The organism is Microbacterium album (assembly GCF_014643695.1).
GTDB classification, from domain to species: domain Bacteria; phylum Actinomycetota; class Actinomycetes; order Actinomycetales; family Microbacteriaceae; genus Microbacterium; species Microbacterium album.
In genome coordinates this window covers 306,260-318,539 of record NZ_BMJY01000002.1, presented here as the reverse complement: position 1 = coordinate 318,539, position 12,280 = coordinate 306,260, and the positions used below count along the sequence as shown (strand labels likewise).

At 72.4% G+C, this 12,280-nt stretch carries 12 protein-coding genes; 7 read left to right on the top strand and 5 right to left on the bottom strand.

The features are described 5' to 3' along the window. Positions 1-311: 311 nt before the first annotated feature. Positions 312-1,757: an HNH endonuclease signature motif containing protein gene (locus IEX37_RS04055; RefSeq protein WP_188754958.1), complete on the top strand. Its 1,446-nt coding sequence runs from the start codon at positions 312-314 to the stop codon at positions 1,755-1,757. After that, a complete protein-coding gene (locus IEX37_RS04050; protein WP_188754957.1) occupies positions 1,754-2,797 on the top strand; it encodes a winged helix DNA-binding domain-containing protein in 1,044 nt (347 codons plus the stop codon). The genes IEX37_RS04055 and IEX37_RS04050 overlap by 4 nt, the downstream gene beginning before the upstream one ends. A gap of 29 nt (positions 2,798-2,826) precedes the next feature. On the opposite strand, the gene IEX37_RS04045 is transcribed toward IEX37_RS04050, so the two are convergent. Further along, complete coding sequence (locus tag IEX37_RS04045) at positions 2,827-3,240, bottom strand: VOC family protein (RefSeq protein ID WP_188754956.1); 414 nt, start codon at positions 3,238-3,240, stop codon at positions 2,827-2,829. A gap of 90 nt (positions 3,241-3,330) precedes the next feature. After that, the gene (locus IEX37_RS04040; RefSeq protein WP_188754955.1) at positions 3,331-5,868 is read right to left on the bottom strand and encodes an ATP-dependent Clp protease ATP-binding subunit; all 2,538 of its coding nucleotides are present in this window, start codon (positions 5,866-5,868) and stop codon (positions 3,331-3,333) included. A 167-nt stretch (positions 5,869-6,035) separates the two neighbouring features. On the opposite strand from IEX37_RS04040, the gene IEX37_RS04035 reads away from it, so the two are divergent. Together IEX37_RS04035 and IEX37_RS04030 are read left to right on the top strand one after the other, a co-directional pair. After that, on the top strand, positions 6,036-6,395 hold the full coding sequence (locus tag IEX37_RS04035; protein ID WP_188754954.1) for a PadR family transcriptional regulator: 360 nt from the start codon (positions 6,036-6,038) through the stop codon (positions 6,393-6,395). Next, positions 6,392-7,792 (top strand): permease prefix domain 1-containing protein, encoded by a 1,401-nt coding sequence (locus IEX37_RS04030; protein WP_188754953.1) that lies wholly within the window; start codon positions 6,392-6,394, stop codon positions 7,790-7,792. Before IEX37_RS04035 ends, IEX37_RS04030 begins: the two co-directional genes overlap by 4 nt. Before the next feature lie 4 nt (positions 7,793-7,796). Here IEX37_RS04030 and IEX37_RS04025 read toward each other — a convergent pair whose 3' ends face one another. After that, positions 7,797-8,261 carry a DUF3817 domain-containing protein gene (locus tag IEX37_RS04025; protein ID WP_188755107.1) on the bottom strand — a complete coding sequence of 155 codons (465 nt, stop codon included), beginning with the start codon at positions 8,259-8,261 and terminating at the stop codon, positions 7,797-7,799. Positions 8,262-8,348: 87 nt separating this feature from the next. Here IEX37_RS04025 and IEX37_RS04020 point away from each other — a divergent pair, with 87 nt between their 5' ends. Next, positions 8,349-9,110: an EI24 domain-containing protein gene (locus IEX37_RS04020; protein ID WP_229663052.1), complete on the top strand. Its 762-nt coding sequence runs from the start codon at positions 8,349-8,351 to the stop codon at positions 9,108-9,110. An 86-nt stretch (positions 9,111-9,196) separates the two neighbouring features. Beyond that, on the top strand, positions 9,197-9,685 hold the full coding sequence (locus tag IEX37_RS04015) for a nitroreductase/quinone reductase family protein (RefSeq protein WP_188754952.1): 489 nt from the start codon (positions 9,197-9,199) through the stop codon (positions 9,683-9,685). A gap of 28 nt (positions 9,686-9,713) precedes the next feature. Here IEX37_RS04015 and IEX37_RS04010 read toward each other — a convergent pair whose 3' ends face one another. Then, positions 9,714-10,112: a histidine kinase gene (locus IEX37_RS04010; protein ID WP_188754951.1), complete on the bottom strand. Its 399-nt coding sequence runs from the start codon at positions 10,110-10,112 to the stop codon at positions 9,714-9,716. A gap of 234 nt (positions 10,113-10,346) precedes the next feature. Between IEX37_RS04010 and IEX37_RS04005 the strand changes: the two genes are divergently transcribed. Further along, positions 10,347-10,595, top strand: coding sequence for a WhiB family transcriptional regulator (locus IEX37_RS04005; protein ID WP_188754950.1), 249 nt, complete (start codon positions 10,347-10,349; stop codon positions 10,593-10,595). A 107-nt stretch (positions 10,596-10,702) separates the two neighbouring features. On the opposite strand, the gene IEX37_RS04000 is transcribed toward IEX37_RS04005, so the two are convergent. Then, positions 10,703-12,244 (bottom strand): sensor histidine kinase, encoded by a 1,542-nt coding sequence (locus IEX37_RS04000; RefSeq protein ID WP_188754949.1) that lies wholly within the window; start codon positions 12,242-12,244, stop codon positions 10,703-10,705. Between the last annotated feature and the right edge of the window lie 36 nt (positions 12,245-12,280).

Sequence of the window (12,280 nt, the reverse complement as noted above, 5' to 3'; positions counted from 1 at the left end):
CCCGGTCGTTGAGCGGAGCGGCGGAGCCGCGGAGTCGAAACGGGTTGAGCGGAGCCGCGTAGCGGCGGAGTCGAAACCGAGGTGGGCAGGCGCGGGTGGGGCGGGGCTTTGTCTGCTCGTTGAGCGAGCCGGAGGCGAGTCGAAACGCGGCCCCGAGCTTGCGCCGGGGGCTGGGCGTATCCGGTGGGGCCCCGCACTCCTCGTCCCCAACACACGTCCCGGGGCGGGTTGTCCACGGGTGTGGTTTTCGGGTATGGATCGGCGGTTTCCCGGGGCCTCGAATGTCGGTGGCCCGGCCTACCGTTGGGGGTATGGAACAGCGGTACGCGACCGGTGACGAGGGGCGGGATGTCCTCGCTTCGGTCGATGCGTTGCGTGCCCTGGTTCAGCAGGCCGGGGCCCTGGCGGACGCCGATCTGGTCGCCGCGGTGGGCACGGTGGAGGCGTTGGGGCGGATGGTCGACGCCGCCCGAGTCCGTGTGGCGGGGGAAGTGGATGCCCGGTCTGCCCGCGACTCCGAGGACCGCCTCTCGGCGAAGTTCGGGTGCCGCAATGGGGTGGAGCTGCTGGAGCGCACGACCCGGGTGTCGGCGAAGACGATCAACGCGCGTATCCGGTTGGACAAGCGGACCCGGCCCCGGGTGTCGTTGACCGGGGAGGAACTCCCGGCGCGGTTCCCCCACGTCGGTGACGCTCTCCACGACGGAAAGCTCGGTCTGGATGCGGCGCACGAGATCACGACCGTGCTGAGCAAGGTGGAGGATCGTGCTGACCCGGTCGAGTTCGATGCGGCGGAGGCCACGACGGTGGCGTACGCCACCGGTGCGCTGGAAGAACAGGCGGGCATGATTCCGCCGACGTTCGCGGAAGTCGAGGTGCATGCACGTACTTGGGCGGCGTACCTGGACCAGGACGGCCCCGGACCCGACGCGGAACGCGCCGCCCGCAACCGAGGCCTCACCCTCGGCACGCCCCGGGACGGAGTCGTCCCACTACGGGGCGCGCTGCTCCCGGAGGTCGCCGCGGGGCTGCAGCGGCTGCTGGACGCGCACCTGAACCCCGCCGTCCGCTTCCACCCCACCGACCCCGAAGACCGGGACGAAACCGAAGCCTGGTCGCCGGACGAGGCCGTGCACGACCCCCGCACCAACACACAGAAACGGCACGACGTGCTCGCCGTGATCATCCAGTCCGCGGCGAAAGCCGCCACGACCCCGACACTGGGTGGTGCTGCCCCCACCCTCGTCGTCACGGTCGCCGAGGAAGACCTCCACGACCCCACCGCCGCGGCGACGATCGACGACACCCGCGTCCCGGTGTCCGTCGCGCACCGGATCGCGTGCACCGGGGCCGTGCAGAAAGTCATCCACGACCGCACCGGCAGGATCATCCGCCTCGGCACCCCGGAGCGGGTGTTCAACGCCCACCAGCGCCGGGCGATCACCGCCCGCGACGGCGGGTGCGTCATCCCCGGGTGCACCATCCCTGCCGCGTGGTGCGAGATCCACCACGTCGACGAACACGCGAACGGCGGGCCCACCCACACCGACAACGGAGTCCTGCTCTGCTGGTGGCATCACCACAACCTCGACCGCTCCGGATGGGACATCCGCATGCGAAACGGCACCCCGGTCATCAAAGCCCCGCCCTGGATCGACAGACGCGGCACCTACCGACCCGCACCCAACGCCCTCACCCGAAGACCGAGAGCACGGCATGGCGGGCCGCCCGGCGGCACGCCTAGGGTGGAGCCGTGATCGAGCTCAGTGCTGCCGAGGCGCGCCGGGTGCGGCACGCGGCGCAGCTGCTCGGCGGCTCCGACCTCTCCCCCACGGAGGTCGTCACGCGCGCGGTCGCGCTGCAGGGGCAGGATCTGCCCGCCGTCCTGCGGGCGATCGCCGTGCGCTCCCGGCCGGGCACGACCCTGGAGGACGTCCGGGCGGCATTCGACAGGGGCGAGCTCGTGCGGTCGTGGCCGATGCGCGGCACGCTGTTCGCCACGACGCCGGCCGGACTGGCGGCCCTGCGGCACCACACGGCCGAGCGGACGCACCGCGGGGCGGCGCGGCGGCGCGCCGAGCTCGGGCTCGACGACGCCGTGATCGACCGCGCCCGCGGCGAGCTCCTCGCGGCGCTCCAGGACCGGCCCCGCACCCGCGCCGAGGCCCTGGCGCTGTGGGAGGCGGCGGGCATCCCGACCGCGGAAGGTCGCGGGTACCACCTGCTGTTCCACCTGGCTGTCGGCGGGCTCATGCACTGGGGGCCGTTCGCCGGAACCGAGCAACTGCTCACGCTGACGCAGGCGGCGGAGCACGCAGAATCGGACGATCTGTCGCCCGTGCTGCGCGGCTACATCCTCGCGCGCGGCCCGGTCACCCCGGACGACGCCGCCTGGTGGCTCAAGCTCCCCAAGACCGCCGTGCGACGCGCCGCCGCCCGGATCGAAGACCTCGTCGAGGTCTCCGCGTCCGGCACTCCTGCGTGGACGATCGGCGAGCCGACCGCCCCCGAACCGTCCGGCGTCACGCTCGTCCCCGGATTCGACGAGTGGATCCTCGGGTACGCCGACCGCTCCCTCGTCGCCACCCCCGCGGTGCTGCGCGCGCTCGTCCCCGGGGGCAACGGCGTGTTCCGGCCCGCCGTACTCGTGGACGGCGTCGTCGTGGCGACGTGGCGCCTGCCCGCCGCGCGCTCGGCCTCGGCCCCGCGGGTCCCGGTGGTCGAGATCGTCGAGGACGTCCGCGCCGACGTGCGCGCGGCGATCGACGATGCCCTGCGCGACTGGCCGCACGGCTGACGCGCGCGACGACGCTCCACGCACGACGGTCAGGGCAGGACGGACTCTCCGAGCGGACTGGGGTTGTACGCCACCTCCCAGCGGAAGCCGTCGGGGTCCACAAAGTAGCCCGTGTAGCCGCCCCAGTCACGCTGCCGCGCGGCCGCGGGCACCTTCGCGCCGGCCGCGCGCGCCTCCTCCAGCACCGCGTCGACGTCGGCCGGCGCCGGCACGTTGTGGGCGAGCGTGACAGGCGGCGTCCCGCCGGTCGTCACCGGGCCGATCTCCACCTCGGCGTGCTCCCTGCTCCACAGCGACAGCACGACCCGGTCGGCCACCCGCAGCATGAGCACATCCCCCTCGACGTACAGTTCCTCCCGCCAGCCGAGCCCGTCCACGTAGAAGCGTCGCGCGGCCGCGACGTCGGCGACCACGAGCGTGATGAAACTGATGCGCTGGTCCATGCCCACAGGCTGGCACGGGTATCCGACATGGCGAAGGTCCCGGGGAGATTTCCTCCCCGGGACCTTGCGAGCACCGCGATCACGCCGCGATCACGCCGCGATGGGCATCCGCTCCCCCGCGCTGACGGTGAGCTCGCCGTCCCTCGCGTCGAGCACGACGCTGCCGCCGTCCGCGAGCGCGCCCGACACGAACAGGTCGGCGATGCGGTCGTCGACCTCGCGCTGGATCAGGCGGCGCAGCGGACGCGCGCCGTACTCGGGCTCGTAGCCGCGCTCGGCCAGCCACTCCATCGCCGCGGGCGTGGCCTCGAACCGGACGTCGCGAGCCGCGAGCCGATCGCGCGTGGCTCCGAGCATCAGGTCCACGATGCGTCGCAGCTGCTCACGGTCCAGCCGGCGGAACAGCACGATCTCGTCGATGCGGTTCAGGAACTCCGGCCGCATGGACTCGCGCAGGCGCCCCATGACCCGGGTCCGCAGCTCGTCGTCGTCGAACTCCCGGCCGCCGCTCGTGAACCCGATCGCGCCGGCGCGCGAGGCGAGGAACTCGGATCCGAGGTTCGACGTCATCACCACCACCGTGTTGCGGAAGTCCACCGTGCGACCCTGACCGTCGGTCAGGCGGCCGTCGTCCAGCACCTGCAGCAACAGGTTGAACACGTCGGGGTGCGCCTTCTCGATCTCGTCGAACAGCACGATCGAGTACGGGTTGCGGCGCACGCGCTCGGTGAGCTGGCCGGCCTCGTCGTAACCGACGTAACCGGGAGGGGCGCCGACGAGCCGGGCCACGGTGTGCCGCTCGCCGAACTCGCTCATGTCGAAGCGCACGATCGCGCCCTCGTCGTCGAACAGGCTCGCCGCGAGCGCCTTGGCCAGCTCGGTCTTGCCGACGCCCGTCGGGCCGAGGAACAGGAACGAGCCGACGGGGCGGCGCGCGTCGCCCATGCCCGTCCGGCTGCGGCGCACGGCCTTGGCGACCGCAGCCACGGCGTCGTCCTGCCCGATGACGCGCCGGTGCAGCTCGTCCTCCAGCGCGGCGAGACGCTCGCGCTCCGACTCGGTGAGGCGAGCGACGGGGATGCCCGTGGCGCGGCTCACGACCGCCGCGATCTCGGGCTCGTCGACCACGGCGCGTCGGTCGCCCGCACCGGACGCGGTCGCCTCGTCGAGCCGGCGCTGCACCTCGATGAGCTCGTCGCGCAGGCGCGACGCCTCCTCGTAGTGCTCGGCCGCGACCGCGGCGTTCTTGTCCGCCTCGAGGGTCGCGAGGCGCTCCATGAGCGCGCTGACGTCCACGGGCGCGCCCAGGCGCAGCCGCAGCCGCGCGCCGGCCTGGTCGATCAGGTCGATCGCCTTGTCGGGGAGCACGCGCTCGGTCAGGTAGCGATCGCTCAGCTCGACCGCCGCGCGCAACGCGTCGTCCGTGTACGTGACGCGGTGGTGCTGCTCGTAGGCCGGTCGGAGTCCGCGCAGGATCTCGACCGAGTCCTCGAGGGACGGCTCGCCCACCCGCACCGGCTGGAAGCGCCGCTCGAGGGCCGCATCCTTCTCGATCGTGCGGTACTCCTTGAGCGTCGTGGCGCCGACCAGGTGCAGCTCACCGCGCGCGAGCCGCGGCTTGAGGATGTTGCCTGCGTCCATGGCGCCCTCGCCGCCGCCTCCGGCACCGACGACGGTGTGGATCTCGTCGATGAACAGGATGAGCTCGCCCTGCTGCGCGGCCACCTCGTCCATCGTCTTGGTGAGGCGCTCCTCGAAGTCCCCGCGGTAGCGGGTGCCCGCGAGCATGGCCGCGAGGTCGAGCGCGACCACGCGCTTGTCCCGCAGCTGCTCAGGCACCTCGCCGGCCACGATCGCGCGGGCGAGCCCCTCGACGACGGCCGTCTTGCCGACGCCGGCCTCGCCGACCAGCACGGGATTGTTCTTGGTGCGCCGCGACAGGATCTCGATGGTCTGCTCGATCTCGTCGGCGCGTCCGATGACCGGGTCGAGCAGGCCCTCCCGCGCACGCTGCGTCAGGTCCGTGCCGTAGGTGTCGAGCATGCCGCGCGCCTGCGGCGCGGCCGCCCCCGCAGGGTCGGAGGCGTCGGGGGTGCTCGCAGCGACGGTCTCGCGCACGCCCTGCGTGAGCGCCTCCGCCGTGACGCCCGCGGAGGACAGCACCTGGCCGGCGGGCGCGTCCTGCGTGAGCACGAGCGCGAAGAACAGGTGCTCCGGGTCGATGTAGGTCGAACCCGACGAGCGGGCGACCTGGAAGGCGTGGAAGAGCGCGCGCTGCACAGACGGCGCCACGACCGCACCGTCGGCGTCGGCGGCCGCGGCCGGCTGGGGCAGCCGCTGCTCGGCGGCGTGCGCGACCGCGGCGGCGTCCGCGCCCACGCGTGCGATCGCCTCGGCGACGGTGGCGTCGTCCGTCAGGACGCGCAGGACGTGCAGGGCGTCGAGCTCGAGCTGCCCGCGGCCGAGCGCGTAGCGGCCGGCGCGCTGCAGGATCTCCTGCGTGCGCGCGCTCAGGTACCGTCCGAGGTCGACGGAGCGGGCGGCGCGTGCGCGCTCGCCCTGGAGGTAGCGCGCGAGGAACTCGTCGAACGCGCTGGGTCCGTCGTGCGGGAAGACGTTGTCGGGCATGCCCAATCTCCTCTTCGAAGTTGCGTGACGTCGTGTCAAGTCTACGAACTTGAGTGCGACAGTATCAACTTCAACGCGCTCCGCGATCGAGTATTCCCACCGTTCTCTCTACCTTGCAGCTCGAGGTATCCGTTACCTTGTAGCTCTAGGTATCGATCGGAGCGGACATGCACATCGACAAGGATCTCGTGGCGGCGTCCGCCACGCCGCTGGTGCTCGGCATCCTGGCGGAAGGGGACCTGTACGGCTACGCCATCCTGAAACGCGTCGCGGAGCTCTCGGGCGGACGGATGAACTGGAACGACGGCATGCTGTACCCGCTTCTGCACCGGCTCGAGCGCCTCGGCCACGTGTCGTCGTCATGGGAGGTCGCCGAGACCGGACGCCGGCGCAAGCACTACTCGCTCACGCCGGCCGGCCGTGCGGCGCTCGCCGAGCGACGCGCGCAGTGGGGCGTCGTGGTGGACGCCCTGCAGCGCGTGTGGCAGTCGGGGCCCGGCCCCGCGCCCGCGGGGGCCTGGGCATGACCGCCTCGGCGCACGGTGAGCGCGGCGGCGGGGACGACGCCGTGGAGGCGCAGATCGACGCGTGGCGCGGCTACGTGCTGCGTCGACGGCCGATCTCGGGTGCCGACGTCGACGAGCTCGAGGATCACCTGCGGGCTCAGATCGACGACCTCGGCCGGGGCGGGCTGGACGGCGAAGAGGCCTTCCTCGTCGCGATCCGCCGGATCGGCGCGCTCGATTCCCTGTCGCGCGAGTACGCGCGCGAGCATTCCGATCGGCTCTGGAAGCAGCTGGTGCTCACCTCCGCCTCGCAGGGTGCACCGGGTGCGCCGGCCTGGCGGGAGCCTCTCGTGGCGATCGCCCTGGGCGCCGGGGCGGGCCTGGCGGTCAAGCTCGCGCTGACGCTGTTCGGCATGACGTGGGACGCACCCGCCTCCGAGCCCGGCGCCTTCCTTCGCAACGCCACGCTCTTCGTCGTTCCCTTCCTGATCGCGTACTTCGGCTGGAAGCGCCGCCTCGGCATCGTGCCGCTCGGCATCCTGCTGACCTGCTTCGTCGTGCTCGCCGTGGCTCTCAACGCCTACCCCTTCGAGACCTTCGGCGACACCGAGGTCATCGCGGCCCTGCACGCGCCGGTCGTGCTGTGGTCGCTCGTCGGCGTCGCATACACGGGCGGCCGCTGGCGCTCGGACGCTCGGCGCATGGACTTCGTCCGCTTCACGGGCGAGTTCGCGATCTACTACGTGCTCATCGCCCTGGGAGGAGCGACGCTCCTCGCGCTCACCTCCGGCGTGTTCGCGCTCGTGGGCGTCTTCGCGGTGCAGGCGATGGCCGAGTGGGTGCTCCCGATCTGCGTGCCGGGCGCCGTGCTCGTGGCGGCGTGGCTCGTGGAGGCGAAGCAGGACGTCATCGAGAACATCGCCCCCGTACTCACGCGCATCTTCACCCCGGTCACGCTCGCGATGCTCGTCGCGCTGCTGGCCGTGCTGGCCACGGCCGGTTCGCTGGTGCACGTCGACCGGGAGCTGCTGATCCTGATGGACGCGATCCTCGTGCTCGTGCTGTGCCTCACGCTCTACGCCATCTCGGCGCGCGACGGCACGGATCGTGCGGGGCTCTTCGACGCGCTTCAGCTCGCGATGCTGGTGGCGGCGATCGCGGTGAACGCGATCATGCTGGCCGCGATGCTCGCTCGGACCGCGGAGTGGGGGTTCAGCGCGAACAAGACGGCGGCGCTCGGGCTGAATCTCCTACTGCTGGTCCATCTGGCCTGGCAGGCGTGGCTCACCCTGGGATTCCTGCGCGGGCGTCGCCCGTTCGACGCGCTGGCGCGCTGGCAGACGCGGTACCTGCCGGTGTACGTCGTGTGGGCAGCCGCGGTGATCGTCGCGTTCCCGCCGCTGTTCGGTTTCGCGTGACGCGTCAGTGGCTGCCGCCGGGCGGGCCGATGAGGAGCAGGGCCGCGAAGACCGCGACCACGGCGACGGCCGCCGTGGCGCCGGCCTGCACGGGACGGCGCAGCAGCAGTCGCAGCGCCCGGTCGTGCCACGCGGCGTCGCGCGGGTCGTCCGTCGGCTCGACCCGCCACTCCCCCGCGAGCCGCCCGGTGCGGTGCAGGCGGATCTCCGCGGGGATCGTCGCATAGGGCAGGATCGCGCTGACGAGCGCGAGGATCCACACGCCCGCGGGCCAGCGCTGGTTCTTCGCGACGATCACCACCACGGCGCAGAACGCCAGGAACACGAAACCGTGGATGGCCCCGCCGATCGTGACGCCGAGCCGCTCCCCCGTGATCGCTCGCAGCACCATGCCGCCGATCAGGAGGGTCCACGAGATCGCCTCGGCGATCGCGAACACACGGAACAGGGACGCGGGGCGGTGAAACACGGCTCGGAACACGGCTCTCCTCGGTCGGGTTCGACCAGCCTAGGAAACGCCGCCTGGGGAAATCGTGCCGGGCCCTATCCTGGACGCGTGCGGGAGTTCTGGCGCGGGGCGGCGACGCTGATCGACGGCGTGCGCTGGTGGCGCCACCGGCCGCGCCTCATGGCGGCGGGTCTCATCCCGGCCGCGATCGTCGGCCTCGTCCTCTCGGCCGCCATCGTCGCGCTCGCCCTGGCCCTGCCCTCGATCACCTCGTTCCTCACGCCGTTCGCGGACTCCTGGGACGAGGTGTGGTCCACGCTGCTGCGCTTGGTGCTCGGCGCCGCCCTCCTCGCCGGGTCGGTCGTGCTCGCCATCGTGACCTTCACGGCGCTCACGCTCGTCGTGGGCGAGCCGTTCTACGACCGCATCTGGCGATCGGTCGAACAGGACCTGGGCGGTTCGGTGCCCGATGCGCCGTACGGACTGTGGCGCTCGGTCGGCGACAGCGCCTCGCTCGTCGCCCGCGGCGCCTTCGCGGCGCTCTGCGCCGGCCTGACCGGGCTCGTGCCGGTGATCGGCGGCGCATGCGCCGCCGTGCTCGGCGCCCTGCTGAACGGGCGCGTGCTGGCGGACGAGCTCGCCTCGCGTGCCCTCACGGCCCGGGGGCTGCCCGCCTCCGAGCGCGCTCGGTTCCTGCGCGGACACCGCGCGCGCGTGCTGGGCTTCGGCGTCGCCGTGCACGTGTGCTTCCTCATCCCGTTCGCCGCCATCGCGATGATGCCCGCGGCCGTCGCGGGCGCGACCCTCCTGGCACGCCACGTCGCGGGAGAGCCGTCCACGCTCCCGCCGCGCGCCCCTCAGGGAAGCTGACGCTCGGCGGTGGGCCCCGCCGGCTGCGGAGTCCCCGGTGTTCACCTGGTCGTATTAAGCTCCGCGGCAGCGGGAAGGCAGAACCCATGACGAGCGACGATCCGGGCAGGGCAGACGTTCCGAGCACGGCGAAGGTGCCGCCGCGGTGGTTCATCCGCACGGCGTGGGTCGTGCACCGGGGCCTCTACCGGGTCACGGGCGGACGCTTCGGGCTCACCCGCCCACGGCCGGGCAAGTACGGGATGCTGTCGCTGCACACCGTCGGGCGCCGCAGCGGGCGCCGGCGGACCGCGATCCTCGCGTACTACGAGGACGGGCCGGACCTGATCGTGATGGCGATGAACGGCTGGGGCGAGGCCGAGCCGGCGTGGTGGCTGAACCTCCAGGCCACGCCGGAGGCGGAGGTCGCGCTGCCGGACGGCGGGCGACGCATGCGCGCCCGAGAGGCCCTCGGCGTCGAGCGCGAACGCCTCTGGGCGGGCTTCCGCGATTACGAGGGCCCGAAGACCGACCTCGACGCCCTCGCGAAGCTGCGGTCGAGACCACCCGCGATGATCGTCCTCGAGCCCGCCTGAACCGCCTCGGCGGCAGCAGGAGCGGACGTCAGTCGTCCGACGCGGGGGCGTGCGGCTCCGCCTGAGCGGCGCGCCGGGCAGCGCCGAACAGCAGCACCAGACCGAGGACGCCGGGAACCGCCAGCCCGAGGGCCGCGGCCGGCTGCGGGTACTCCCCCGTGAGCGCGCCCACGGCGACCGCGAGGATCAGCAGCTGCGTCACGACGCCGCCCGAACGTCCCCACGACCGCCCCCGCCAGGTCGCGACCGCGAAGCCCGCGACCGCGGCGGCGCCGATGACCGTCAGGACGATGAGCGCGACGCCGCTCGTCGTCGACGACGCGTCCGCGCCGATGAGGGCGACGACCTCCCAGCCCGCGAGCGCGAGCAGTCCGATCGCCTCGATCGCGAGGAGCACGGCGGCCGGACGCGTCATGTCGACGGCCATCGTTCTCCCATCCACCGGGAACCCGCGGCGCTCGATCCGCACTCGGCCCGGAAAAAACCCTTGCTTTACCGGTTCCGACTGTACAAGAATTGTTAACGGCATGTTTCCCACAGCGTGGTGGGCCGCGAGCGCCGCTCGCATCATGACCAGCGTATCCGATCCCCCGATGGATACGACCCACTCGACCCGGGCCCCGTGCTCGCTCGAACCCACCACACTGCGAGGAGCATCACTATGGATTGGCGCGACAAGGCGGCCTGTCTCACTGTCGACCCCGAACTGTTCTTCCCGGTCGGCAACACCGGACCGGCGGTCGACCAGATCGAGAAGGCCAAGTCCGTCTGCGCCCGCTGCACGGTCACCGAGGTCTGCCTGCAGTACGCCCTCGAGTCCGGTCAGGACTCGGGCGTGTGGGGCGGACTGAGCGAAGACGAGCGCCGCGCCCTCAAGCGGCGCGCCGCGCGCGCCCGCCGCGCCGGCTGACCGCACGTCACGAAGACGAGGCGCCTCCCCGAAAGGGCGAGGCGCCTCGCCTGTTCGTCATCGGGCGTTCACCCGCACATCATCGAACGCGTTCGTGACGCGCTGCCTCAGCGCCTCTGCGCGGCGCCCGTTCGGGACGCGTCGCGCTTGATCCAGCGCAGCGGGATGTCGATGACCACCTCCGTGCCCGTCACGGACGTCCCCTCGCCCGCCGCGGCCGTGTCCCCGCGGCGCGTGCGCCACTCGATCGATCCGCTGAGCTCGCCCTGGATGAGCGTGCGCACGATCTGCGTGCCGAGGCCGCGCCCGACCTGACCCTCGGGCAGGCCGCTGCCGGTGTCGCGCACGCGCACGAGCAGCTTCTCCTCGTCGCGCTCGGCGATGATCTCGACCTGGCCCTCCTGACCCTTCAGGCCGTGCTCGACGGCGTTCGCCACGAGCTCGGTCAGCGCGAGGGCGAGCGGCGTGGCGTACTCGCTCGGCAGCACGCCGAACTTCCCGATCGAGTGCGTGTGGGCGAGCGTGTTGGGTGCCGCGGCGACCTCCGCGACGAGGCGCAGCACGCGGTCGAACACCTGGTCGAAGTCGACGTTCTGCGACAGGCCCTCCGAGAGGGTGTCGTGGACCACCGCGATGGCCGCGACGCGCTGCATCGCCTGGGTCAGGGACTCGCGCGCCTCCTCCGACTTGGTGCGACGCGCCTGGATGCGCAGCAGCGATGCGACCGTCTGCAGGTTGTTCTTGACGCGGTGGTGGATCTCGCGGATGGTCGCGTCCTTGGTCAGGAGCTCCTGCTCCTGGTGGCGCAGCTCCGTGACGTCGCGGCACAGCACGATGGCACCCGTGCGGTGCCCGTGATCCCGCAACGGGATCGCGCGCAGGGAGACCGTCACGCCGCGCGCCTCGATGTCGGTACGCCACGGGGCGCGGCCGGTGACGACGACGGGGAGCGACTCGTCGGTCTCGCGCGAGACCGGCAGGATGCGGGTCGTGACGTCGGCGAGCGTCTCGCCCTCGAGCTCGTCCGCGAAGCCGATGCGGTTGAAGGCGGACAGGGCGTTGGGGCTCGCGAAGGTGACGACGCCGTCCACGTCCAGGCGGATGAGACCGTCCGCGGCGCGGGGCGCGCCCCGGCGCGGACCCGTGGGCGCGGACATGTCGGGGAAGTCACCGGTCGAGATCATGCGGAAGATGTCGTCGGCGCACTCGTTGAAGGTGATCTGCTGCCGGGAGGGCGCCCGCACGTCGCCCAGGTTCGTGTGCCGGGTCAGCACGCCGAGGATCTCCCGAGCCCCGTCGGCCTTGCGCATGATCGGCACCGCGCGCACCCGCGTCGGGGTCTCCTCGAACCACTCGGGCGACGACGAGTCGATGATCCGCTCGGAGGCGAACGCCTCGCGCACCTGGGCCTGCCACTGCGGGCGGATGCGCTCCCCGACGATGTCCCGGTAGAAGAGGGTGGCGGCGCCGCCGGGGCGCGTGTGCGTGACGGCGATGAACGAGTCGTCGGCGGTCGGCACCCACATGACGATGTCCGCGAAGGACAGGTCTGCGAGCAGCTGACCGTCGCCCGCGACGCGATGCAGCCATTCCACGTCCGCCTCGGTGGAACGGCCCTGGGCGTACACGAGCTCACTGAGGGTCGACACGCGACCAGCTTATGGCGCACCGGAGCACGGGGCCGG

Coding starts and splice junctions, on each gene's coding strand:
- IEX37_RS04055 (WP_188754958.1), top strand. CDS start 312: ATGGAACAGCGGTACGCGACCGGTGACGAGGGGCGGGATGTCCTCGCT.
- IEX37_RS04030 (WP_188754953.1), top strand. CDS start 6,392: ATGACCGCCTCGGCGCACGGTGAGCGCGGCGGCGGGGACGACGCCGTG.
- IEX37_RS04010 (WP_188754951.1), bottom strand. CDS start 10,112: ATGGCCGTCGACATGACGCGTCCGGCCGCCGTGCTCCTCGCGATCGAG.
- IEX37_RS04035 (WP_188754954.1), top strand. CDS start 6,036: ATGCACATCGACAAGGATCTCGTGGCGGCGTCCGCCACGCCGCTGGTG.
- IEX37_RS04040 (WP_188754955.1), bottom strand. CDS start 5,868: ATGCCCGACAACGTCTTCCCGCACGACGGACCCAGCGCGTTCGACGAG.
- IEX37_RS04045 (WP_188754956.1), bottom strand. CDS start 3,240: ATGGACCAGCGCATCAGTTTCATCACGCTCGTGGTCGCCGACGTCGCG.
- IEX37_RS04015 (WP_188754952.1), top strand. CDS start 9,197: ATGACGAGCGACGATCCGGGCAGGGCAGACGTTCCGAGCACGGCGAAG.
- IEX37_RS04005 (WP_188754950.1), top strand. CDS start 10,347: ATGGATTGGCGCGACAAGGCGGCCTGTCTCACTGTCGACCCCGAACTG.